The organism is Sphingomonas larreae (genome assembly GCF_051400595.1).
Taxonomy (GTDB): Bacteria; Pseudomonadota; Alphaproteobacteria; order Sphingomonadales; family Sphingomonadaceae; genus Sphingomonas.
On sequence record NZ_JBLFFI010000003.1, the window covers coordinates 224,688 to 245,484 of the forward strand.

Here is a 20,797-nt window from a genome sequence, read left to right on the forward strand (position 1 = left end):
GAATTGGCGGCCATGCTCGGCGAGTCGTCGCCTTGTGCTGGCCGGCCGTACTGAAGCTCCCCGGTTCCGACGGCGGGGATTGGCTTACTTCAGCACCAGCGGCAGTCCTGCGGCGACGAACAGCACGCGGTCCGCGTACGCCGCCACCCGCTGGTTGATCGTCCCCGCCAGATCGCGGAACCGGCGCGCCAGCGCGTTGTCCGGTACGATCCCGAGACCCACTTCGTTCGCCACCAGCACCACATGCGCCGGCGTGTCACGGAGCGCCGCATCGAACGCGTCGAGCGCGGCGCCCGTCTCTGCCTCGCTCAGCAGCAGGTTCGAGGCCCATAAGGTCAGGCAATCGACCAGCAGCACCGCCCCGACGGCGCCCTCCAACGCGATGGTCTCGGCCAGGGCGAGCGGAGCCTCGACGGTGCGCCAGCGCGCGTCGCGATCGTCGCGGTGTCGCGCGATGCGTTCGCGCATCTCGTCATCGAAGGCCTGCGCCGTGGCGACAAAGACGAGCCGCCCGCCGGTCGCCTCGGCCAGCGCCTGGGCGTGGCGGCTCTTGCCCGAGCGTGCTCCGCCCAGCACCAGGGTTACGCGCGCATCCGTCATCGTCATTCCCGCCTTGTATTCGTCGCGCCGGCTGGCGAAAGACCCACCGCCGATGACCTCCGCGAGCCACCATCCCGAGCCTGCCGCCGTGCTGACCTATCACGGTGGGCGTGCCGAAGCCGCTGCCCGGCTCTATCCCGACGCGCCCCGGCCTTGGCTCGATCTCTCGACCGGGATCAACCCTTTCGCATGGGAGGGGGAGGTCATTTCGATCGCCGCGCTGCGCACGCTCCCCTCACCGGACGAGCTCAGCGCGCTCCTTGAGGCCGCCGTCGCGGCGTTTGGCGCCTGCGAAACGGCGATTGCCGCGCTGCCCGGGAGCGAGGTCGGCCTGCGCACGCTGGCAGAGCTCGCGCTGCCCAAACCGTGGCACGTCGTCGCGCCGAGCTACCGCACCCATGCTGCCGCGCTGCCCGGCGCGGCGCTCATCGAGGTTGCAGAGGTGGAGCGAGTGGCGCAGGGCGGGGGCACGCTGCTGCTCGCCAACCCCAACAATCCGGACGGCCGCTGCTGGCCGGCCGCGCGCCTGCTCACGCTCGCGCGCACGATCGCGGCGCAGCACGGCGTCCTGGTCATCGACGAGGCGTTCGCCGACTCTGTGCCGGGCGCAAGCGTGCTGCCGCTGCTCGCGCGCGACGATCGGGTGCTGGTGTTCCGCTCCTTCGGCAAGTTCTTTGGGCTTGCGGGAGTACGGCTTGGTTTCGTGTGCGGCGCTGCGGCGCTGGTGGGGGCGATCGCGGCGCGGCTCGGCAGCTGGCCGGTCTCGACCCTCGCACTGCGCCTCGGCATTGCGGCCTATCGCGACGGCGAGTGGATCGACGCGACCCGTGAGCGGCTGCGCGCGTCCGCGGCGGCGCTCGACGCCGTGCTGGTCGCACATGGGCTGACGCCCCAGGGTGACTGCCCGTTGTTTCGGCTGGTGGAGCATCGCTCCGCGCCGCTGTTGTTCGAGCGGCTCGCGCGCGCCGGCATTCTGGTGCGACCGTTCAACGAAGTCCCCGAGTGGCTCCGCTTCGGTCTGCCCGGTGATGCAGCGGCGCTGCACCGGCTCGACGCGGCGCTGGGCGATCGCTGAGCCTGTCGCCTTGGCCGCGCTCGCGCTCGATGCCGCGCTCGGCTGGCCGGCCTGGCTGTACGCGCGCGTCGGTCACCCGGTCGGGGCGGTCGCGCGCGTGATCGGGGCGGCGGAGGCACGGTGGAATGCGGCGGTCGCTCCGCGCCCGCGGCTTGGCGAGGAACTCCGGCGAGGTGAGGACAAAAGCACGAACGCCGGCCGAAGCGCGAGCGATCGTCGCCGCCGCGCGCTCGGCGCGCTCACCCTCGTCAGTGTCGTGGCGTTTGCCGCGGGAACCGCGTGGCTCGCCGAACAGGGCCTGCGCGCATGGCTCGGGCACAATGCCTGGCCGGCGGTCGCGCTGCTCGCCTGGCCGGGCTTGGCGCAGCGCAGCCTCGACGATCACGTCCGCCCGGTCGCGTCCGCGCTCGAGCGAGACGACCTCGCCGCCGCGCGCGACGCGGTCGCGCGGATCGTCGGTCGCGACACCGTGGCGCTCGACCGTGCCGGGATCGCGCGCGCGGCGGTGGAGAGCCTGGCGGAGAGCTTCTGCGATGCCGTGGCGGCGCCGTTGTTCTGGTTGATACTGCTCGGCCCGGCGGGGCTGTGGGGTTACAAGGCGATCAACACCGCGGACAGCCTGATCGGCCATCGCGAGCCGCGCTGGCGTGCCTTTGGCTGGGCCGCTGCGCGCACCGACGACGGCGCCAACCTGCTGCCCGCACGTTTGGGCGCGCTGCTGCTGTGCCTCGCGGGTGGGGGCGGGTGGCGCGTGATGTGGCGCGACTCGCGCCGCCACGCCTCACCCAATGCGGGGTGGACCGAAGCGGCGATGGCCGGCGCACTCGGCGTCCGGCTGGCCGGCCCGGTCGCCTATGACGGTGCGGTCGCGGTCAAGCCGTGGATCGGCGACGGTCGCGCTGCTCTCGACGCGCACGACATCGCCCGCGCGCTCACGATCTACCGGCGAGCCTGTCTGATGCTGTGGCTCGTCGCGGGGGGCGTCGCATGGCTGCGCTGATGCTCCAGGGGACAGGGTCGGACGTGGGCAAGTCGGTGCTCGTCGCCGGACTCTGCCGCGCCTTCGCCAATCGCGGACTGGCCGTGCGTCCGTTCAAGCCGCAGAACATGTCGACCAACGCGGCGGTGACCGCGGACGGCGGCGAGATCGGCCGCGCCCAGGCAACCCAGGCGCTCGCGGCGCGTGTGGCGCCCAACGTGGACATGAACCCGGTGCTGCTCAAGCCGCAGGGCGACCGCACCTCGCAGCTGGTGGTCCGTGGCCGCGTCCGCGGCGTGCTGCGCGCGAGCGAGTGGCGGAAGGGGCGCGAGGGACTGCTCGACGAGGTGCTCGGGAGCTACCATCGGCTCGCGCGCGCGGCCGATCTGGTCATCGTCGAAGGCGCCGGCTCCCCTGCCGAGATCAACCTGCGTGCAGGCGACATCGCCAACATGGGGTTCGCGCGCGCGGCGCAGGTGCCGGTCGTGCTGGTCGGCGATATCGATCGTGGCGGGGTCATCGCATCGCTGGTCGGAACCAAGGTAGTGATCGACCCTGAAGATGCCGCCATGGTGCGGGGCTTCCTCGTCAACAAGTTTCGTGGCGATCCCGCGCTGTTCGACGACGGCTATCGCGCGATCGCGGCGCGTACCGGATGGCGCGGCTACGGCGTCGTACCGTGGCTCGCCGCGGCGGCGCGACTGCCGAGCGAGGATTCGGTCGTGCTCCAGCGGCCGCACGGGGGGAAGGGCGGGCGAATACTCATCGCTTGTCCGATCACGCCGCACCTCGCCAACTTCGACGACCTCGATCCGCTGCGGCTCGAGCCGCAGGTCGAGCTGGTGATGGTGCCGCCGGGGACGCCGATCCCGGCCGAGGCGGCGCTGATCGTCCTCGCCGGCTCGAAGGCGACGATCGCCGACCTGCGCGCGCTGCGGCGCGAGGGCTGGGACGTCGACGTTCGCGCCCACGTACGGCGCGGACGCCCGGTGCTGGGGCTGTGCGGCGGGTACCAGATGTTGGGGCGGAGCGTCGCGGATCCAGGGGGTGTGGAGGGGAGGGCGGAGACGGTTGAGGGGCTCGGGCTGCTCGCGATCGATACCGTGCTGACCGGGGACAAGCGGCTCATGGCGGTCCGTGGCAGCGCACGCGGCGCGCGCCTCGAAGGCTATGAGATGCATCTCGGTCAGACGGTCGGCCCCGACACGGTGCGGCCGGTGGCCCTGCTCGACGACGGTCGTCATGAAGGCGCAACATCATCCGACGGGTTGGTGGCGGGAAGCTACGTCCACGGCCTGTTCGGCCTGGCCGAGCAGCGTCATGCCTGGCTCGCGCCGCTCGGCGTGACGGCGCAGGGCGGCGACCATCGCGCCGACGTCGACGCCGCATTGGACGGGATCGCGGCGGAGCTGGAGCAATATGTCGATCTCGACGCGCTGCTGGCCTTGGCACACGGCGCGGGCCCTGCCTGAGCTTTGGCCGGCGCCAACCGATCCCGTCGACTAGAACGACGCGGCGGGCGGTGCGAGCACCAGCGCGATCAGCAGACCGGTCTCCACCAGCTCGATCCCGGCGCCATGAGCGTCGCCGTTGATACCGCCGAGGCGGCGGCGCAGCCACCAGCCGTAGAGCGCGATCAGCGGCAGCGCGGCGAGTAGCGCCGGCCGCAGCGCGCCCGCCGCCAGCATCAACGCGCTCCAGCCGATCACGTCGCGCCGCCGCACCGCCGCGGCGAGTGTGGCACCGAGCCCCGGCTTGAGCGGAGGGAGCCATCGCGCCCAGGCGAGCGGCCCGGCGCGCGCCGCCGCGGTCACGAGCGGGAGCGACCACCAGTCACCTGCCGGCAGCGCGTGCAGCAGGACCAATTTGCTCAGCAGCTGCAGCACGATCGCCACCGCGCCGAAGCTGCCGACCTGCGGCTCCGCGAGGACGCGGAGCAGCCGGGTGCGGTCGCCGTGAGCGGCGCCGAGCGCGTCGCTAAGATCGCTCAGACCATCGAGATGGAGCGCGCCGGTCACCGCTACCCACATCACCAGCGCCGCCAGCGCACCAACCCACGGCTCACGCGTCCCCGCCACCACACCCACGACCGCGACGAGCGCGCCGATCACCAGCCCCGCGACCGGGTAGCAGCGGATCGAGGCGGCCCAGTCGCGCTCGTTCGCGGCGGCGCGCGGCAGCGGCAGCCGGGTCAGGAATCCCAGCGCGACGAGCAGCGCGCGAATCAACGCAGGGCGGTGATCTGTGTCACTCCTCCGGTGCCGGGCCAGCGTCGCAGCGACACGGTCGCGGCATAGGGCAGGTCGAACGCCCATACTTGTCGCGAGTCGAAGCCGCACGCGCCGGCCAGCGCAGCGCGGATCGCGCCCGCATGCGTCACCACGAGCGTGGCGTCCGCGACCGCGTCAAGCGCGGCGCCTATCCGGGCCACCAGCGCGGACCAGCGCTCGCCTCCGGGCGGGGGTGCGCGCTCGGGATCGTCCCAGAAGGCGGCGAGCGCCGCGGGATTGAGCGCGTCGGTGCGCGCGCCATCCCACTCGCCAAAGTCGAGCTCCCGCCAGCGCGGGTCGATCGACGCGTCGACGCTGGCCGCTGCGGCGATCGCGGTGCCGCAACGCGCCGCGCGCGCGAGGTCGGACGTGACCACGCGCGCAAAGCGCAATCGCGCGGCCGCGGCGACGCAGGCCGCGATCCCCGCCGCCGTGGCGGGTTCGTCGTGATGGCCGATCAGCCGGCCGTTCGCCGCGATGGCGCCGTGACGCATCAGGTGGAGCGTCGCCGGTGTGGTCACCCCGCCGCGACCCCCGCCTCAGCGAAGGTGGCCATCTCCTGATGCGCGGCGAGCGCGGCGCGGACGATGCAGGCAGCCAGCGCGCCGCCGCTGGCCTCGCCGAGCCGCAGGTCGAGCGTCAGCAGCGGGCGCAGCCCGAACCGCGCAAGCAGCCGTGCGTGCCCGGGCTCGGCCGAACAATGGCCAGCGAGGCAGTGATCGAGCAACCCGGGTGCCGCCACCGCCACCGGCGCGAGCGCGGCGGTTGCGATGAAGCCGTCAAGCAGCACCGGCACACGCGCGTGCCGCGCCGCGATCACCGCGCCCGCCATCGCCGCGAGTTCGCGGCCACCAAGCCGGCGGAGCGTCTCGAACGGCGTCGTCGCCTGATCACGATGCAGGGAGAGCGCGCGTGCTACCGCGTCGCGCTTCGCGGCAGCGGCGTCGCCGCTCACGCCGCTGCCCGGGCCGACCCAATCCTCCGCCGCGCCACCCAGTGCGGCGGCGCAGAGCGCGGCGGCGACGGTCGAGTTGGCGATCCCCATCTCGCCCGGGACGAGAAGGTCGAGCCCCGCGTCCACCGCGGCGGCGCCCGCGCTCAGCGCCGCGCCGCACTCCGCCTCGCTCATCGCGGGCGCGGTGGCGATGTCGGCGGTGGGTTGTTCGAGCTCGAGCGAGGTGACCCTGAGCTCGAGCCCGGCAGCGCGGGCAAGCGCGTTGATGGCGGCGCCGCCGGCCGCGAAATTGGCGACCATCTGCGCGGTCACCTCGGCAGGAAAGGCGCTGACTCCGCGCGCCGCGACGCCGTGGTTGCCAGCGAAGACCGCAACCCTGCCGCGCTCGAGCCGCGGCGATGCGCGACCCTGCCACGCCGCCATGAACAGCGCGATCTCCTCGAGCCGGCCCAGCGAGCCGCGCGGCTTGGTCAGCTGCTCCTGCCGCGCCGCCGCGGCGGCACGCGCATTGTCATCGGCGGCAGGGAGCGTGCGCAGCGCCTCATCAAGCGCGGCAGGGGTGTCGAGGCGGATCATTCGACGACATATCCTTCGGGGGGGGTGCGGGTGATGAAATGTCCTTTCACCCCCGCCGGCCAGTCGCGGAACGCCACCTGGCCGGTGTCGGTCGCGGCGTAATGCGCGGCATAATCGAGGATCGCGCGGGCGGCGTCGGCATCCGGCGCGAAGCGGCCGAGGACATAGCCGACCTTGCCGGGCGCGCGGAGATGCACCGTGCAGAAAGCGGCGCAGGCGAACAGGCACGGCATCTCCTGCACGGCCACGCCGGCATAAGCGGGATCGCTCGCCTGCACCTCGCGCAGGGCGGCGACCAGCCGCGCGCCGCCACGAGCACCGCTCGCGTCTTCACGCGCGTCTTCGCTATGGCGGCACGTGTTGCACGCCACCACGGCGGCGCCGGCAGCGACCGGGCGCAACGTCACCATCAGAACTCCACTCCGGCCTGCGCCTTCACCCCGCCGCGAAACGGATGCTTCAGCTGCGTCATCTCGGTGACGAGGTCGGCCGCCTCGATGAGCGGCGTCGGCGCGTTGCGGCCGGTGACGACGAAATGAGTCATCGGCGGACGTGCCGCCGCCGCCGCGAGCACCGCCTCGAGCGGGAGATAATCGTAACGCAGCACGATGTTCAGCTCGTCCGCAATCACCATCGCATAGGCCGGATCGGCGAGCATCCGCGTCACCTCGTTCCAGGCTGCGCCCGCCACCGCGATGTCGCGCGCGCGATCCTGCGTGTCCCAGGTGAAGCCCTCGCCCATGGTCCGGAACGTGACCAGACCGGGGAAGGCATCGAAGACCGCACGTTCCCCGCTCGTCATGGCGCCCTTCACAAACTGGACGATGCCGACGCGCATGCCATGCCCGATCGCGCGCACCGCCATGCCGAAGGCGGCGGTGCTCTTGCCCTTGCCCGCTCCCGTGTGAACGATGAGCAGGCCCTTCTCCTGCGTTTTGCGGGCCATCATCGTGCGGCGGCTCGCCTGAATCCGACGCATCTTCTCGGCGTGGCGTGACTCGCTGTCGGTCATCTCGCCGTCCGTCATCGCGTCGACCCTGGGGCGAGCAGTGGCTGCGCCAACCGGCCGAAGACGTCGGCGGTGACGAGCCAGAAAACGATCTGGCTGGCGAGCGCGGCAACGCGATAGTGCCACAACAGCGACGCGGGGAAGTTCGCCGGCACCTCGTCTACCGGCGGCAGCAGCACGCCGATCGATGTCGCCACCGCGACAAAGGTCAGCGCACCGAGGAGCCAGCGATCGAGCCCCACGACCCGACGCGCCAGCCGCTGCACCAGCCACGCGCCGGCGATCGCCGCGACTAACGATCCCGCCGTCATCGCGAGGAAGGCGGCGGTGCGCAGCCGGACCGTCTCGTGCAGACCCACCGCGGGGGGCGTCGGCGGGTATTTGAGCGCCGGCACCAGCACGATCACCACGATCGCGGCGGTGGCGAGCAACAACGCCAGCGCGCGCGGCGCGGTCGCGCCGACGCGGCCGTGGCACGCCGCCACCACGATCGCGAGCACGCCACCCAGCGCCGTGCCGTACAGCATCATCGCGGTGTAGAGCCCCGCCGTTTTCTGGATCGTGCGCGATACCAGCTCTTCGCCGATGGCATGCGCGACATGCCGCGCCTCGAACGCGATGGCGGCGTCGACATGTGGTTCGGCGACGCAAAAGGCGAAGGTGGCGGCGACGAACGCGCCGACGAGCCCGGCGAGCATCCCCCGCCCGAGCAGCAGCCCGGTCATGATCTTACCCCGCTTTAATGGCAGGGGAAGCCGAGCAGGTGTCGCCCGTCATGGACGAACTCGTGGACATACATGCCCTTGAACAGCGCCAACGCGCCCTGCTCGGTGCTGACGAAGTACAGCAGGATCAACGCCACTACGACGGCGAACACCGCCCAGGGCGCGATCTCGGCGAGCGGGATGACGCGGATGGGATATGAAGCGGCGGGCAGCGCGCGCGCGGCGACGCGGTCAGTCATCAAGTCGGCTCCAGTCCGGGATAGCGCGCCCGGGCGAGGGGTGGAGCATCGGGCGGGGTCTGACTCTCGACAGCGCAGGGGCTGTCGATCACAGTGGCGCGACCGCGCCGGAGTCTCACCGGCTTCCCGCCCGGTGCTGATAGGCTCAGCTGTGGCGGGTGCGCGACGCCGCGTCAACCGAGCAGGAGCCCCATCGTGACCGTTCGCCTCGTCCTGCTCTGCGCGGGCGCCACCGCGGCCATGCGCGCCGCCCGCTTCCCCGACCCTGACGATCCGCTCGACCGCGCCGGTCTGGCCAAGGCCAGTGCGCTGCGACTCGGCGGCTGGGCGAACTGGCCCTGCCGCACCAGCCCCGCGCGCGCGGCGGGCGAGACGGCGGCGGTGCTGCGCCTCTCCGCATCGGTCGAGCCGGCACTGGCCGATCAGGACGCCGGCGCGTGGCGCGGCTGCGCGCTCGACGACATCGCACCGGCGGCGCTTGCCACCTGGCTCGCGGCACCGGAGCACGGCGCCCCAGCGGGCGAGTCGCTTGACGCGGTGCGCGCGCGCGTCGCGGCATGGCTCGACACCCTCGCGGCGGGCGGCGAGGCCAGGCTGTTGGCGGTGACGCATGCCGCCGTGATCCGGGCCGCGCTCGCGCATGTGCTGGGGGTGCCCACCGCGGCGACGCTGGCGATCGACGTGGCGCCGCTCACCGCCGCGGTGCTGTCGTTCAGCGATCGCTGGAGGGTGCAGGAGCTGCGGCGCGGCGGAGCAGGTAGCAGTCCATGATCCAGCCATGCCGGACACGCAGCAGCGTGCGCTCGTCCCTGATCGCCGTCCCTACCTCGGCGAGAGGGCCGGCGATCAGTGCTTGCTGGGCCATGCCGAGATAGGCGCCCCAGAAGATCGTCACCTCGGGCGCGGCGACCCGCTCGAACGCGCAGGCGGAATCGAGCATGACCGCAATGCTGTCCACCGCGGCGGGCCAGCCCTCGGCAGCAAGGCGGCGACCGGTGGTGACCAGCAGCGAGGCGCCGAGCGCGGTCAGCGGGATGGCGTGCGCCGCGGCGAGCGCCTGCAGGCTGGTGATCCCCGGCACCACCTCCACCATGGATCGCACGCCGTGCGCGCCGAGCCGCTCGGCGATCCGTAGCGTGCTGTCGTAGAGCGACGGGTCGCCCCAGACGAGCAGCGCCACGCGGCCGCCGCCGGGCAGATGCGCCGCGATCGCGTCGCGCCAGGCCGCCGCGATCGCGTCATGCCAGGCCGTGACCCCCGCGAGATATCCGGAGCGCTCGTCGCGCACCGGCATGTCGAAGGTCGCTATCGGCGCGTCGGCGCCGAGCACCTGTGCACAGATGGTCGCGCGGAGGTCGAGCAGCTCGGCGGTTTCCGCACGCTTGCGCGGCAGCAGGATCAGATCGGCGGCGCGCATCGCCGCCTCGGCCGCGCGGGTGAGATGATCGGGATTGCCGGTGCCGATCCCGATCAGGCTCAGCGCGATCATTGGGCGCCGCGCGCGATCAGATGGAAAAAGCTGCCGGTCACGCGATCACGCACCGACCCGGTCTCCGCCACCGCGTTACCGTCTGCGTCGACGACCGCGGCGAGCGGCGCGTCCGGCTGCGCGACGATGGTCGAATAGTGAAACTCGTGCCCGGTGAGCATCGTGCCTGCCGCATAGCCCCCGATCGGGGCCGCGAGCGTAGCACTTCGATAACCCAGATGGAGCCGGCGCGCGGCATAGCTGGTCACCAGCCCGAGCAGCCCGGCCATGCGATGCGCGACCCCGTCCTTGTCGATCAGTGCCTCGCCCAGCACCATATAGCCGCCGCATTCGCCGTGGATCGGCCGCGTTGCGGCATGATCGCGCAGGCCGGCGTGGAACCGTGCCGCGGCGGCGAGCCGTCCGGCATGCAGCTCAGGGTAGCCGCCCGGGAGCCAGACGAGATCGGCGTCGGGCGCCGGCACTTCGTCGGCGAGCGGCGAGAACGGCATCAGCGTCGCCCCGGCCGCGCGCCAGCCGTCGAGCAGATGGGGATAAGCGAAGGAGAAAGCGGCGTCACAGGCGATGGCGATACGTTGTGCCGGCGGACTGACTCGGAGCGTGCCGTCCGCGCTCCAGCCGCGCGCCGCCGTGCGCAGCGCCGACAGATCGAGATGTTGACGCACGAAGTCGGCGTGCGCCGCGAGGCGCGCGTCGAGGTCGTCGTGCTCGCTTGCCTGGATCAGGCCGAGGTGGCGCTCGGGCAGGCGCAACCCGGCCTCGCGCGGCAGTGCACCGAGCACGGGTAGGTCAATCACCGCCATGCCGGCGCGCGCCAGTCGCTCGTGCCGCGCGCTGGCGACGCGGTTGAGGATCACTCCCGCGATCGTCACGTCCGGGTCGTAGCGCGCGAAGCCGAGCGCGGTCGCCGCGGCGGACTGCGCCTGGCCGCCGACGTCGAGCACCAAGGCGATTGGCCAGCCGAAGCGCCGCGCGATCTCGGCGCCTGCGCCCCTGCCGCTCTGCCCCACGCGCGCGACCCCGTCGAAGAGTCCCATCGACGCTTCCGCCAACACCAGCTCGGCACCGGTCGCCGTGGCGACAATCGCGTCGAGCAGCGGGCCGGGCATCGCCCAGCTGTCGAGGTTGTACGAGGCCCGTTCGCACGCGGCGCGGTGGAAGGCAGGATCGATATAGTCGGGCCCGCTCTTGAACGGCTGCACCGCAACCCCGTCCTCTGCCAGCGCGCGCAGCAGCCCGAGCATCACCGTGGTCTTGCCGCTGCCGGACGAGGGCGCGGCGATCATCAGTCCCGGCGGCATCACGCCACCGGTCCGGCTGCGGGGCGAAAGCGGCGGTCGTAGTCGGCGGCATAAAGCCGGCTGTCGTCGAAGTGCTCGGCGCCGAGCACGCGACCGACGAGGATCAGCGCAGTCCGCTCGGGGCCACCCGTGGCCGCCTCCACCAAGGTGGCGAGCGTGGCGCGGACCACCCGCTGATCGGGCCAACTCGCGCGCCACACCACCGCGGCAGGACAGTCGCCGCCGTGGCTTGGCAGCAGTTCGTCCACAACGTCCGGGAGGCGGTGGATCGAGAGATGGATCGCCAGCGTCGCACCGGTAGCGGCGAAAGCGGCGAGCGTCTCGCCCGCCGGCATCGCGCTGGCGCGGCCGGACGTGCGCGTGAGCACGACCGACTGCGCGACGCCGGGGAGCGTCAGCTCGCTCTCCAGCGCCGCTGCCACCGCGGCGAAGGCTGGTACGCCGGGCGTGACGCTCACCGGGATGCCGAGCGCGCGCAGCCGGCGGAGCTGCTCTCCCATCGCCGACCAGACCGACAGATCGCCTGAGTGCAATCGCGCGACATCGTGCCCGGCAGCATGCGCCGCGGCGATCTCGGCGACGATGGCGTCGAGCGACAGCGGCGCGGTGTCGACGATCCGCGCGCCGGGCGGGCAGTGGCGCAGCACCGCGGCGGGCACGAGCGAGCCGGCATAAAGGCAGACGGGCGCGGCCGCGATAAGGTCGCGGCCGCGCAGCGTCAGCAGGTCGGGTGCGCCGGGGCCGGCGCCGATGAAATGAACGGTCATGCTAGTCCTTCGGCGAGCGCGCAGGTGGCGCGGCGATCGGGGGAGACGCGGCGGGCGCCGAGCAGCCGCGCGCCCGCGCCGGCGGCAGCCAGCGCGCTCGCCTCGGCGACGCTGCCGACGCCGCGCGCAGCGAGGCTGACGACGGAGCGCGTGAGGGTGGACGTCGCGGCGAGGTCAGCGTCGCTCAGCGTGACGAGCTCAACGCCCATCGCGCGCGCGAGCGGCGCGATCATCGCGATCCGATCGATCGGCGCGGCGAGCCGCTCCACCGGACGACCGTCGGCCGCCAGCGCGAGCGCGTCCGCCAGCGACTGCGCGGTTGCGCTCGCGCGGCAGCCGAAACCGGCGACGATCACAGCGTCACGCTCCACTGCACGATCGGGTAGCTCGCGCGCCAGCCGCGGCGTGTGCCGAGCGGCGCGGCCTCGGCCAGCTCGACCCGCAGCAACGCGCCGCCGTGTGCGGCATGGCGGCGCGACAGCAGCGCCTCCGACTCGAGCGTCACCGCATGCGCCACCAGCCGCGTGCCACGCGGGATCAGCGCTATCAGGTGAGTGAGCAGGGCCTCCGAAAGTCCGCCGCCGACGAAGATCGCGTCGGGCGCAGCCTGATCAGCGAGCGCAGCGGGTGCCTCTCCCTCCACCACCACGAGCCGATTCACACCAAGCGCCTCGGCATTGGCGCGCGCGCGCGCGGCGCGGAGTGGGTCGCGTTCGACGGCGATCGCCCGGTTGGCGGAATGCGCGAGCAACCACTCGATCGCGATCGACCCCGATCCCGCGCCAATGTCCCACAGCAGTTCACCCGCGCGCGGCGCGAGTGCGGAAAGCGCGAGCGCGCGTTGCGGACGTTTGGTGATCTGGCCGTCATGGGCGAACCAATCGTCAGCCAGACCGCTCGCACGGGGCAGCACGCGTCCGGCGCCCTCGACCTCGATCGCCAGCGCGACGGGGTGCGCGACATCGTCGAGCCTCCAGTCGGCCGCGGTGGTGTGGCGGACCCGCTCGCGCGTGCCGCCCAGCGCCTCCAGCACGGCAATCGCGCTGTCGCCGAAGCCTTGTGCGACGAGATAGCGGGCGGTCTCCGTCGCGGCCGTGCCGTCGCGCACCAGCACGATCACGCGCTGCCGCGGCGCGAGCAGCGGGCGCAGCCGGGTCAGCGGTGCGGCGTGAAGTCCGACGCACGCGACCGCTTCGAGGCGCCAGCCGAGCCGCGCGGCCGCCAGCGCGAAGGTCGAGCACGCGGGATGCGCCACCCATTCGGTGCGCGCGAGCCGGTCGGTGACGGCACTCCCTGCACCGAACCAGAAGGGATCGCCCGAGGCGAGCATCACCGTCGGCTGCCCGCGCCGCGACAGCAGTCGCTCGATCCCCGCGGCGAACGGTACCGGCCATGGCGTTATCTGCGCCGAGATCACCGGCAGCAGCGCGAGATGCCGCGGCGCACCGATCACATGAGTGGCTGCGTCCAGCGCGGCGCGGCTTGCGGCGCACAGCCCGTCCGGTCCATCCTCGCCGATCCCGACGATCGTCAGCCACGGATCCCGCTCACCCATGCCGCACCTCCTGATCCTCGGCGGCACCACCGAGGCGAGCGCGCTCGCCGCGGCGGTCGCCGCGCGCGGGTGGCGCGCGACGCTCAGCTACGCCGGCCGTACCGCACACCCGCGCGCGCAGCCGGTGGCGGTCCGCGTCGGCGCCTTCGGCGGGGTTGACGGGCTCGCGGCGTGGCTGCGCGCGCAGGGGGTGACCCATCTGATCGACGCCACGCATCCCTTCGCCGCGCAGATGAGCGCGCACGCGGTCGCCGCCGCGGCGCGCGCCGATGTCCCGCTGGTCGCGCTGACGCGGGCGCCGTGGCGGGCAGGCGTGGGCGATCGCTGGGCACACGTTCCCGACATCGACGCCGCGGTCGACGCCCTCGCCGGGCCGTCGCGGAAGGTCTTTCTCGCGCTCGGACGAATGCATGTCGAGCGCTTCGCCGCGCAGCCGCAGCACGACTATCTGCTCCGCTTCGTCGACGTGCCCGAGTGCGCGCCGGCGCTGCCGCGCCATCGCCTGGTGGTCGATCGCGGCCCGTTCACGCTGGCGGGTGACCGCCGTTTGCTCGACGCGCACGCGATCGATCTGCTGGTGTGCAAGAATGCGGGCGGGGAGGGCGCCGCCGCCAAGCTGACCGCAGCGCGCGAGCTCGGCGTGGAGGTGCTGATGATCGACCGCCCGGCCGCTCCTTCGCGGTGCGAGTGCGACAGCGTGGCCGCGGTGCTGGAGTGGATCGCTCATGCGACCGAGCGCGGCGTGTAGAGCCACGGCGTGCCGTCGCGCGCAATCACGCGGGTGTGGCTCGAGCCGACAATCACCAGCGTGCGCATGTCCGCCATGTCGCCGCGCGCGTCGGGCAGCGGCACCACCCGGAGCGACTCGTCCGCCGTGGCGATCGCGCGCGCGAACAGCACCGGCCGCGCATCCGCACAGGTCGCGCGAAGCACCGCCAGCGCGCGGTCGAGCCCCCCGGGGCGCGCGACCGAGCGTGGATTATAGAAGGCAATCGCGAAATCGCCCTCTGCGGCTAACCGCACGCGCCGCTCGATCAGCGCCGCCGGCTTGAGATTGTCCGAAAGATTGATGGCGCAGAAATCGTGCCCGAGCGGTGCGCCGGCGCGCGCGCTCGCCGCGAGCATCGCGGTGATGCCGGGCAGCACGCGCACGTCGAGCCCGCGCCATGCCGCGGCGCCGTGCTCGATCGCCTCGAACACCGCCGATGCCATCGCGAACACACCAGGATCACCGGAGGAGACGACGACGACGCGGGCGCCCTCCGCCGCGAGCGACAGCGCGTGCCGCGCGCGATCGAGCTCGACGCGATTGTCCGACTCGTGACGCGTGAGCCCCGGGCGCGGTGCGACGCGACGGACATAGGGAATGTAGCCGACGACGTCGGTCGCCGCGGCGAGCGCGGCGCTTACCTCGGGCGTGACGAGCGCCGCGTCGCCCGGGCCGAGGCCGGCGATCGCGATCCAGCCTGCGCTCATGGTCGCCGTCCCTGGCCGTGGACCAGCACGATCGCGAAATAGGGTGCGGTTTCGCCCGCCTCGGCCAGCGGCACCACGCGCTGCTCGGGCATCGCGGCATGCTCCACCAGCCACGCCGCGCCCTCGCGCCCCGCGGCGGCAATTGCGCGGCGCAGCTTGGGCAGGTGACGCCCGATCTTCATCACCACCAGCGCGTCGGTATCACGCACGCGCCGCGTCAGTTCCTCCTCGGGCAGCGTCGCGGTGACCACGGTGAGCACGTCGTCGCCCCAGGTGATCGGCGCGCCGCTGGCGGTCCAGGCACCCGACATGCCGGTAACCCCGGGCACCACCGCCACCGGCACGACGCCGGTCAGCCGCGCGTGCAGGTGCATGAACGAGCCGTAGAAGAAAGGATCGCCCTCGCACAGCACCACCACCTCCGCGCCGCCGCGCGCGAGCCCGGCGAGATGCGCGGCGCAGTCGGCGTAAAAGGCAGCGAGCTGCGCATTGTAGCGCGGGTCGGTCACGGCCAGCTCGGTGGTGACGGGATATTCCATCGGATATTCGACGACGTCGCCGCGCAGCATGCCGTCCACGAGGCGGCGCGCCTGGCCCGGCCGGCCGCGCTTGCGGAAAAACGCGAGGTGCCGCGCGCCGCGCACCAGCCGGTCGGCGCGCACGCTCATCAGGTCCGCCGCGCCCGGGCCGAGCCCAACGCCGTGGATCGTGCCCATGTTCATTCGGCCGTGCTCGCCAGCGCGTTGACCGCGGCGACCGTCATCGCGCTGCCGCCGAGCCGGCCGGTGACGATCGCGCACGGCACCGGCGCCTCGGCCCAAAGAGCGTCCTTCGACTCCGCGGCGCCGACGAAGCCGACCGGGCAGCCAATGATCGCCGCGGGACGCGCGCAGGCGGGATCGTCGAGCATCGTCAGCAGGTGGAACAAGGCGGTGGGCGCATTGCCGATCGCGATGATGGCGCCGCCGAGTAGCGGACGCCACAACTCGAGCGCGGCGGCCGAGCGAGTGGTGCCGAGCTGCGCCGCGAGCGGGGGCACGCGCGGGTCGTGAAGCGTGCAAACCACCTCGTTGGCGGCAGGCAGGCGCGCGCGCGTGATGCCCTCGCTCACCATCCGCGCGTCGCACAGGATCGGCGCGCCCGCGGCCAGCGCGGCGCGCGCGGTTACGGCGAAATCAGGCGTGAAGCGGATCGAGGCGGCGAGCTCGACCAGGCCGGCGGCATGGATCATCCGCACCGCCACGGCCTCCTCCTCCGTCGTGAAGCGCGCGAGATCGGCCTCGGCGCGGATGATCGCGAACGACTGGCGATAGATCGTCGCCCCGTCGGTCTCATAGGCATGGCGCATTCAATCGGCTCCGAGGCGGGCAAGCAGTTGATCGGCCGTGAGGCCGCGGATCGCCGGGGCGGCGTCGGCGCGGCCGTCGCGGACAAGGTCGTAGCGGCCGGCGCGACCGACGATCGTCACCGCCGCAGCGGCGCTGCGCGCACATCCTTTGGCGCAGCCGGAGACGTGCAGCGTCCCTGCGACACGACCGCTTAGCCGTCCGGCGAGTTCTCGCGTCGGCACGGTCGCCTGCGCGCACTCGGGCGCGCCGACGCAGGCGTCCACCGTGGCGGGCGCGGGCGGGGATTGGGTCGCCGCCGCCTGCTCGCACGAAGCGGCACGAAGGGGGCCGACAGCCGGGTCGAGGTGGTCGCGCTCCACCAACAGCGTGCGCCACGGAGTCACTCGCAGCGCGGGTGAGCCGACGGCCCATCGCGCGAGCACTTCCGCGTGCAGGCGGCCGAACGGCGGCGCGAAACCTTGCTGGTCCGCGGTCTCCGTCCAAGGCCGCGAGTTGCCCTTCATCCAATCGGGTAGCGTCGCGGTGTGTTGCGCCATCCGCCCGGCGGTCACGCCCCCGCTCGCGACGAACCAGTGCGCCAGCGCGATCAGCGCCTCAACCTCATGGCCGTGCTGGAGCGCCGCCCCGGCCGCGCGACCATCAGGGCGCAGGATCAGCCCACCCCCGGTCGCGCGTTCGACGCGCAGGTCCGCGGGCGCGGTGCCGACTACGGCGCGTGGCCCCGCATCCAGCGCGATCCCGAACTTGGCCGGCAGCGCCGGGAGCGCATGGCGGCGCTCGATCAGCGCGCGCGCGATCCGGTGCGTGTCGTCGCCGTGCTGCCATGTCGGTGCCACCAGCACGGAGAGCGCCTCACGATCCGGATCGGGGTCGACCAGCCCGGCGGCGATCAGCCGCTCCAGTGCTGCGCGCCAACCCGGCTCGTCGAACCCGCGCAGCTGGAAAGCGGCGCGCCGCGTAAGGTCGATGTCGCCGCTGCCATATCGGGTCGCTACGTCCGCGAGCAGCAGCGCTTGCGCTTGTGACACGCGCGCCAGCGGCGGGCGCACACGCAGCAGCAGCCCGTCCGCCGCCGCCATCGGCCGCCAGGCCGTCGGGCACCAGCCATGCGCCGCGCTCATGCGCCGTCCGCCAGCGCGGCGACGATGGCATTGCGCCTTGTCGCCCACAGCCCCGAGCGGTGAAGCGCGCGGAAGCGCGCCTGCATCGCCGCCAGCGCGGCCGGGTTGGCGTCGGCGAGGAAGTCGTGCACCGCCGGATCGCCGAGCGTGGCGTCATGGTAGAGGTCGAGCAGCGCGGGCGGCACCGCGTGCGCGAGATGCGCGAAAGCGGCGAGATGGTCGAGCGTCGCCGCGATCTCGGCCGCCCCGCGATAGCCGTGGCGCATCATGCCGGCGAGCCAGCGCGGGTTGGCGGCGCGCGCACGCACGATCCGCGCGATCTCCTCGCCGAGCGCCCGCGCCCGCGGCCGCGTCGGGTCGGCCGAGTCGAGATGGACCAGCCGCGCGGTGCCGCCCAGCAGCGCGTTGGCGGTGGCGAAACCGCCGACATGCGCGGCCACATCCGCGGCGGTGAGCAGGTCGCTTTCCGCCAGGTCGTGCGGATGGACCAGCGCGTCGGCCGCCCCGATCCTGCGCCGCAGTCCTGTCGCGTCGGCCACGCCGGCCGGGGTGCCGACCGCGTCGTCATAGGCATGCGATGAGGCGGCGAGCCACGCCATTGCCGCGGCCTCGCGCCCCGCCGCGTCATAGCGTTCGACGCTGTCGCCAAGCCCGACGCCATAGTCGCCGGGTGCGGGGCCGTAGACGCGCCGCTCTGCGTCGAGTCCGGCGAAGGGATTAAGGTCGCGCGGCTCGTCACGGGCGTGGAGCGCGCGCACCGCCTGCCCGAACAGCGCGCAGAGCGGTGCGAACGTGTCGCGGAACAGCCCCGATATGCGTAGCGTGACGTCGATCCGCGGGCGATCCAGCGTGGCGAGCGGCAGGATCTCGACCCCGCTCACGCGATCGGACGCGTGATCCCACAGCGGCGCGGCGCCGATCAGGTGGAGCGCCATTGCGAACTCCTCGCCGGCGGTGCGCATCGTCGCCGAGCCCCACAGGTCGATCACCAGCGCACGCGGATAATCGCCCTCGTCCTGGAGGTGACGGCGCAGCAACTCGTCGGCGAGGGCCACTCCCTGGCGGTGCGCCGCGCGCGACGGTGTGGCGCGCGGGTCGACGCCGTACAGGTTGCGTCCGGTCGGCAGCACATCGGCCCCGCGCGCGGGCGAGCCGGCGGGGCCGGCCGCGACCCGGCGGCCCTCGAGCGCAACCAGCAGCCCTTCGCGCTCCATCGCGCCGCACGTGCCGCGGCCGTAGACGTGCAGCCCGTCGCCGAAACGTGAATCCTTTACCTCGCAGACGAAGGCATCGATGCGGGTGACGCGCTCGGCGTCGCTGGTACAGGCCCTGAGCGCGAGTTCCTCGGCGAGGCCGATCGCGGACGCCTCGGCGGCGATGTCGTCGATCAGCCTGGCACGGCGTGCCGGATCGAGCCCATCCGCCGCGGCGAACTCGTCGAGCAGCAGCTCGACCCGGGCGAGCCCCACACCCGTGTCGGCCGCGATCAGCGGGGGCGGCAGATGCCCGAGCGTCACCGCGGCCACGCGACGCTTGGCCTGTGCGGCCTCACCCGGATCGTTGACGATAAAGGGGTACACCAGCGGGGTTGCCCCGATCAGCGCCTCGGGCCAGCACTCGGCGGAGAGCGCCACCGCCTTGCCGGGGAGCCACTCCAGCGTCCCGTGTGCGCCGACATGGACGATCGCGTCGGTGCCGCGCGCGCGCAGCCAGAGGTAGAAAGCGACATACGCGTGGCGCGGTACGCGCGCGACGTCGTGATAGTCGTCGCCGCGGGTGCGCGGATCACCGCGCTCGGGCTGGAGCGCGACGAGGATGTGGCCGTACGCGGTCGCGGCGAAGCGGAACTCGCCGCCGCTGACCGCGGGGTCCGCCTCGGGCGCGCCCCAGGTTGCGGCGAGCGCGTCCTGGAGGGCGGGGGAGAGCGCGGCGAGTGCGCGCCGATAGTCGGCGAGCGGCCAGCCGAGGGTCTCGTTGGCGTCGTGAGGATCAGCGGCGATGCCGCGCGAAGTAACCCGCAAGGTCGCCGACGCGGGGTGATCGGGCTCCACCGTATAGCCAGCGGCTGCCAGGTCGCGCAGCATCGCTTCCACGGAGGCGAGCGGGTCGAGCCCTACGGCATGCGCCATCTGGTAGCTTTTGCCCGGATAGGTCGACAGCACAAACGCCACGCAACGCTCCGCGGGGGAGCGCCTCTGCAGCGCAATCCAGGCCGAGACACGGTCCGCGATCGCCGCCACCCGCTCCGGATCGGCGCGGTGCGCGCGGCGCGCGAACTCGAGCGCGGGGTCGCGCGCGCCGGCGTCCTTGAAACTCGCCACCCCCGCGAACACGCGACCGTCCACCTCGGGCAGCACGACGTGCATCGCCAGGTCCGCAGGCGCGAGGCCGCGCACCGCCTCCGACCAGTCGCGCCGCGCCGACGTCGCCAGCGCGACCTGGAACACCGGGACGCCTGCCGCGTCGAGCGGCGAGGCGGCATGTTTGTCGCCCGCGGCAAAGGCGGTGACGCTGACGATCGCCGCGGGCGCGAGCGCGGCCACCCAGCGCTGCAACCATGCGCGCGCCGCCGGCTCCTTCAGCGACGGCACGAACAGCGCCGCAGTCGCCAGCCCGCGCGCCGCGAACGCGTCGCGCAATGCGGCGATCGGCGCGAGATCGCCGGCGAGCAGGTAGGAACGGTAGAAGACCAGCAGCACCCGGGTGGGTGAGGGCGAGAAGGCGAGCACCGCCGGGCATGCCGGTGCGTCGCCGCCCTCCCATGCCCCGACCGGCGCGACGACGGCGGTATCGTCGGGTTCGCCCGCGGCCAGCCCTGCCGCGCGCGCGAGGAGCGCCAGCGTACCGCGCGCCGCCTCGGCGCCACCGGCGTCGCATCGCCGCGTCAGCGCCCGCAACAGCGCGGCCGGCAGCGTCGAGGCCGCATCAAGCGCCGCGTCGCCGCGTCCGTCCGCGGGGAGCACCGCCAGCGCGATGCCATGCTCCTGCGCCACTCGGGTGAGCTGCTGTACGCCGTAGCTCCAGTAGGAGCGCCCGCCGATCAGCCGCACCAGGATCGCGCGCGCGTGGCGCAGCGTCGCCTCGACATAGGTGTCGACCGAGAGCGGGTGGGTCAGCTCGGCAAGGTTGGCGAGCCGCAACGACGGCAGCCGGGCGCCTGCCGCCGCCGCCGCGTGCCAGCCCGCGGCGAACGCCTGCAGGTCGCTGTCCGAGAAGGACAGGACGATCAGGTCGGCCGGCGACTGCGCGAGGTCGCGCGGCGCCGCTGCCGCATCAAGCCCGTGCGTCTCGCGGAAGAGGACGTGCATCGC

23 protein-coding genes are annotated in these 20,797 nt (G+C 73.1%); 5 read left to right on the plus strand and 18 right to left on the minus strand.

Features of this window, described 5'->3' with window-relative positions:
• Positions 1-84 precede the first annotated feature (84 nt).
• Positions 85-600: a bifunctional adenosylcobinamide kinase/adenosylcobinamide-phosphate guanylyltransferase gene (gene cobU / locus ACMGDM_RS12590; RefSeq protein ID WP_436804464.1), complete on the minus strand. Its 516-nt coding sequence runs from the start codon at positions 598-600 to the stop codon at positions 85-87.
• A 52-nt stretch (positions 601-652) separates the two neighbouring features.
• On the opposite strand from cobU, the gene ACMGDM_RS12595 reads away from it, so the two are divergent.
• The 3 genes from ACMGDM_RS12595 to ACMGDM_RS12605 are packed head-to-tail and all read left to right on the plus strand — an operon-like array spanning position 653 to position 4,126.
• On the plus strand, positions 653-1,675 hold the full coding sequence (locus ACMGDM_RS12595; protein WP_436804465.1) for an aminotransferase class I/II-fold pyridoxal phosphate-dependent enzyme: 1,023 nt from the start codon (positions 653-655) through the stop codon (positions 1,673-1,675).
• Positions 1,629-2,675: a cobalamin biosynthesis protein CobD/CbiB gene (locus ACMGDM_RS12600; protein WP_436804830.1), complete on the plus strand. Its 1,047-nt coding sequence runs from the start codon at positions 1,629-1,631 to the stop codon at positions 2,673-2,675. The genes ACMGDM_RS12595 and ACMGDM_RS12600 overlap by 47 nt, the downstream gene beginning before the upstream one ends.
• On the plus strand, positions 2,663-4,126 hold the full coding sequence (locus tag ACMGDM_RS12605) for a cobyric acid synthase (protein ID WP_436804466.1): 1,464 nt from the start codon (positions 2,663-2,665) through the stop codon (positions 4,124-4,126). The genes ACMGDM_RS12600 and ACMGDM_RS12605 overlap by 13 nt, the downstream gene beginning before the upstream one ends.
• 30 nt (positions 4,127-4,156) lie before the next feature.
• Here the strand turns inward: ACMGDM_RS12605 and cobS are convergent, their stop codons facing one another.
• The 7 genes from cobS to ACMGDM_RS12640 are packed head-to-tail and all read right to left on the minus strand — an operon-like array spanning position 4,157 to position 8,428.
• A complete protein-coding gene (gene cobS / locus ACMGDM_RS12610) occupies positions 4,157-4,879 on the minus strand; it encodes an adenosylcobinamide-GDP ribazoletransferase (protein ID WP_436804831.1) in 723 nt (240 codons plus the stop codon).
• Complete coding sequence (locus ACMGDM_RS12615; RefSeq protein WP_436804832.1) at positions 4,879-5,418, minus strand: histidine phosphatase family protein; 540 nt, start codon at positions 5,416-5,418, stop codon at positions 4,879-4,881. The genes cobS and ACMGDM_RS12615 overlap by 1 nt, the downstream gene beginning before the upstream one ends.
• 23 nt (positions 5,419-5,441) lie before the next feature.
• Positions 5,442-6,455 carry a nicotinate-nucleotide--dimethylbenzimidazole phosphoribosyltransferase gene (gene cobT / locus ACMGDM_RS12620; RefSeq protein ID WP_436804467.1) on the minus strand — a complete coding sequence of 338 codons (1,014 nt, stop codon included), beginning with the start codon at positions 6,453-6,455 and terminating at the stop codon, positions 5,442-5,444.
• A complete protein-coding gene (locus ACMGDM_RS12625) occupies positions 6,452-6,865 on the minus strand; it encodes a DUF1636 domain-containing protein (RefSeq protein WP_436804468.1) in 414 nt (137 codons plus the stop codon). Before ACMGDM_RS12625 ends, cobT begins: the two co-directional genes overlap by 4 nt.
• Positions 6,865-7,482: a cob(I)yrinic acid a,c-diamide adenosyltransferase gene (gene cobO / locus ACMGDM_RS12630; RefSeq protein WP_436804469.1), complete on the minus strand. Its 618-nt coding sequence runs from the start codon at positions 7,480-7,482 to the stop codon at positions 6,865-6,867. Before cobO ends, ACMGDM_RS12625 begins: the two co-directional genes overlap by 1 nt.
• Entirely contained in the window at positions 7,479-8,189 is a 711-nt protein-coding gene (locus ACMGDM_RS12635; protein ID WP_436804470.1) for a CbtA family protein, read from the minus strand. The genes cobO and ACMGDM_RS12635 overlap by 4 nt, the downstream gene beginning before the upstream one ends.
• Positions 8,190-8,203: 14 nt before the next feature.
• Entirely contained in the window at positions 8,204-8,428 is a 225-nt protein-coding gene (locus tag ACMGDM_RS12640; protein ID WP_436804471.1) for a CbtB domain-containing protein, read from the minus strand.
• A gap of 195 nt (positions 8,429-8,623) precedes the next feature.
• Here ACMGDM_RS12640 and ACMGDM_RS12645 point away from each other — a divergent pair, with 195 nt between their 5' ends.
• Entirely contained in the window at positions 8,624-9,199 is a 576-nt protein-coding gene (locus tag ACMGDM_RS12645; protein ID WP_436804472.1) for a histidine phosphatase family protein, read from the plus strand.
• Here ACMGDM_RS12645 and cobF read toward each other — a convergent pair.
• Genes cobF through cbiE form a run of 5 tightly spaced genes read right to left on the minus strand, consistent with a single transcriptional unit; the run spans position 9,141 to position 13,540 of the window.
• Positions 9,141-9,917 (minus strand): precorrin-6A synthase (deacetylating), encoded by a 777-nt coding sequence (cobF, locus tag ACMGDM_RS12650; protein WP_436804473.1) that lies wholly within the window; start codon positions 9,915-9,917, stop codon positions 9,141-9,143. The two genes, ACMGDM_RS12645 and cobF, sit on opposite strands and share 59 nt — an antisense overlap.
• Positions 9,914-11,218, minus strand: coding sequence for a cobyrinic acid a,c-diamide synthase CobB (locus ACMGDM_RS12655; RefSeq protein WP_436804474.1), 1,305 nt, complete (start codon positions 11,216-11,218; stop codon positions 9,914-9,916). Before ACMGDM_RS12655 ends, cobF begins: the two co-directional genes overlap by 4 nt.
• Positions 11,218-11,985, minus strand: coding sequence for a precorrin-4 C(11)-methyltransferase (gene cobM / locus ACMGDM_RS12660; protein WP_436804475.1), 768 nt, complete (start codon positions 11,983-11,985; stop codon positions 11,218-11,220). Before cobM ends, ACMGDM_RS12655 begins: the two co-directional genes overlap by 1 nt.
• Positions 11,982-12,341, minus strand: coding sequence for a cobalamin biosynthesis protein (locus ACMGDM_RS12665; protein WP_436804476.1), 360 nt, complete (start codon positions 12,339-12,341; stop codon positions 11,982-11,984). The genes cobM and ACMGDM_RS12665 overlap by 4 nt, the downstream gene beginning before the upstream one ends.
• Positions 12,338-13,540, minus strand: coding sequence for a precorrin-6y C5,15-methyltransferase (decarboxylating) subunit CbiE (gene cbiE, locus ACMGDM_RS12670; RefSeq protein WP_436804477.1), 1,203 nt, complete (start codon positions 13,538-13,540; stop codon positions 12,338-12,340). The genes ACMGDM_RS12665 and cbiE overlap by 4 nt, the downstream gene beginning before the upstream one ends.
• On the opposite strand from cbiE, the gene ACMGDM_RS12675 reads away from it, so the two are divergent.
• Positions 13,539-14,288 (plus strand): cobalt-precorrin-6A reductase, encoded by a 750-nt coding sequence (locus ACMGDM_RS12675; RefSeq protein WP_436804478.1) that lies wholly within the window; start codon positions 13,539-13,541, stop codon positions 14,286-14,288. The genes cbiE and ACMGDM_RS12675 overlap by 2 nt on opposite strands.
• Here the strand turns inward: ACMGDM_RS12675 and cobJ are convergent.
• The 5 genes from cobJ to cobN are packed head-to-tail and all read right to left on the minus strand — an operon-like array spanning position 14,264 to position 20,794.
• Positions 14,264-15,016 (minus strand): precorrin-3B C(17)-methyltransferase, encoded by a 753-nt coding sequence (gene cobJ, locus ACMGDM_RS12680; protein ID WP_436804479.1) that lies wholly within the window; start codon positions 15,014-15,016, stop codon positions 14,264-14,266. The two genes, ACMGDM_RS12675 and cobJ, sit on opposite strands and share 25 nt — an antisense overlap.
• On the minus strand, positions 15,013-15,738 hold the full coding sequence (cobI, locus tag ACMGDM_RS12685) for a precorrin-2 C(20)-methyltransferase (protein WP_436804480.1): 726 nt from the start codon (positions 15,736-15,738) through the stop codon (positions 15,013-15,015). Before cobI ends, cobJ begins: the two co-directional genes overlap by 4 nt.
• On the minus strand, positions 15,735-16,364 hold the full coding sequence (locus ACMGDM_RS12690) for a precorrin-8X methylmutase (RefSeq protein WP_436804481.1): 630 nt from the start codon (positions 16,362-16,364) through the stop codon (positions 15,735-15,737). Before ACMGDM_RS12690 ends, cobI begins: the two co-directional genes overlap by 4 nt.
• Positions 16,365-17,486 (minus strand): ferredoxin-like domain-containing protein, encoded by a 1,122-nt coding sequence (locus ACMGDM_RS12695; RefSeq protein WP_436804482.1) that lies wholly within the window; start codon positions 17,484-17,486, stop codon positions 16,365-16,367.
• Positions 17,483-20,794 carry a cobaltochelatase subunit CobN gene (gene cobN / locus ACMGDM_RS12700; protein WP_436804483.1) on the minus strand — a complete coding sequence of 1,104 codons (3,312 nt, stop codon included), beginning with the start codon at positions 20,792-20,794 and terminating at the stop codon, positions 17,483-17,485. Before cobN ends, ACMGDM_RS12695 begins: the two co-directional genes overlap by 4 nt.
• Positions 20,795-20,797 lie beyond the last annotated feature (3 nt).

Coding starts and splice junctions, on each gene's coding strand:
- cobU (WP_436804464.1), bottom strand. CDS start 600: ATGACGGATGCGCGCGTAACCCTGGTGCTGGGCGGAGCACGCTCGGGC.
- ACMGDM_RS12595 (WP_436804465.1), top strand. CDS start 653: ATGACCTCCGCGAGCCACCATCCCGAGCCTGCCGCCGTGCTGACCTAT.
- ACMGDM_RS12600 (WP_436804830.1), top strand. CDS start 1,629: ATGCAGCGGCGCTGCACCGGCTCGACGCGGCGCTGGGCGATCGCTGAG.
- ACMGDM_RS12605 (WP_436804466.1), top strand. CDS start 2,663: ATGGCTGCGCTGATGCTCCAGGGGACAGGGTCGGACGTGGGCAAGTCG.
- ACMGDM_RS12615 (WP_436804832.1), bottom strand. CDS start 5,418: ATGCGTCACGGCGCCATCGCGGCGAACGGCCGGCTGATCGGCCATCAC.
- cobT (WP_436804467.1), bottom strand. CDS start 6,455: ATGATCCGCCTCGACACCCCTGCCGCGCTTGATGAGGCGCTGCGCACG.
- ACMGDM_RS12625 (WP_436804468.1), bottom strand. CDS start 6,865: ATGGTGACGTTGCGCCCGGTCGCTGCCGGCGCCGCCGTGGTGGCGTGC.
- cobO (WP_436804469.1), bottom strand. CDS start 7,482: ATGACGGACGGCGAGATGACCGACAGCGAGTCACGCCACGCCGAGAAG.
- ACMGDM_RS12635 (WP_436804470.1), bottom strand. CDS start 8,189: ATGACCGGGCTGCTGCTCGGGCGGGGGATGCTCGCCGGGCTCGTCGGC.
- ACMGDM_RS12640 (WP_436804471.1), bottom strand. CDS start 8,428: ATGACTGACCGCGTCGCCGCGCGCGCGCTGCCCGCCGCTTCATATCCC.
- cobF (WP_436804473.1), bottom strand. CDS start 9,917: ATGATCGCGCTGAGCCTGATCGGGATCGGCACCGGCAATCCCGATCAT.
- ACMGDM_RS12655 (WP_436804474.1), bottom strand. CDS start 11,218: ATGCCGCCGGGACTGATGATCGCCGCGCCCTCGTCCGGCAGCGGCAAG.
- cobM (WP_436804475.1), bottom strand. CDS start 11,985: ATGACCGTTCATTTCATCGGCGCCGGCCCCGGCGCACCCGACCTGCTG.
- ACMGDM_RS12675 (WP_436804478.1), top strand. CDS start 13,539: ATGCCGCACCTCCTGATCCTCGGCGGCACCACCGAGGCGAGCGCGCTC.
- cbiE (WP_436804477.1), bottom strand. CDS start 13,540: ATGGGTGAGCGGGATCCGTGGCTGACGATCGTCGGGATCGGCGAGGAT.
- cobJ (WP_436804479.1), bottom strand. CDS start 15,016: ATGAGCGCAGGCTGGATCGCGATCGCCGGCCTCGGCCCGGGCGACGCG.
- cobI (WP_436804480.1), bottom strand. CDS start 15,738: ATGAACATGGGCACGATCCACGGCGTTGGGCTCGGCCCGGGCGCGGCG.
- ACMGDM_RS12690 (WP_436804481.1), bottom strand. CDS start 16,364: ATGCGCCATGCCTATGAGACCGACGGGGCGACGATCTATCGCCAGTCG.
- ACMGDM_RS12695 (WP_436804482.1), bottom strand. CDS start 17,486: ATGAGCGCGGCGCATGGCTGGTGCCCGACGGCCTGGCGGCCGATGGCG.
- cobN (WP_436804483.1), bottom strand. CDS start 20,794: ATGCACGTCCTCTTCCGCGAGACGCACGGGCTTGATGCGGCAGCGGCG.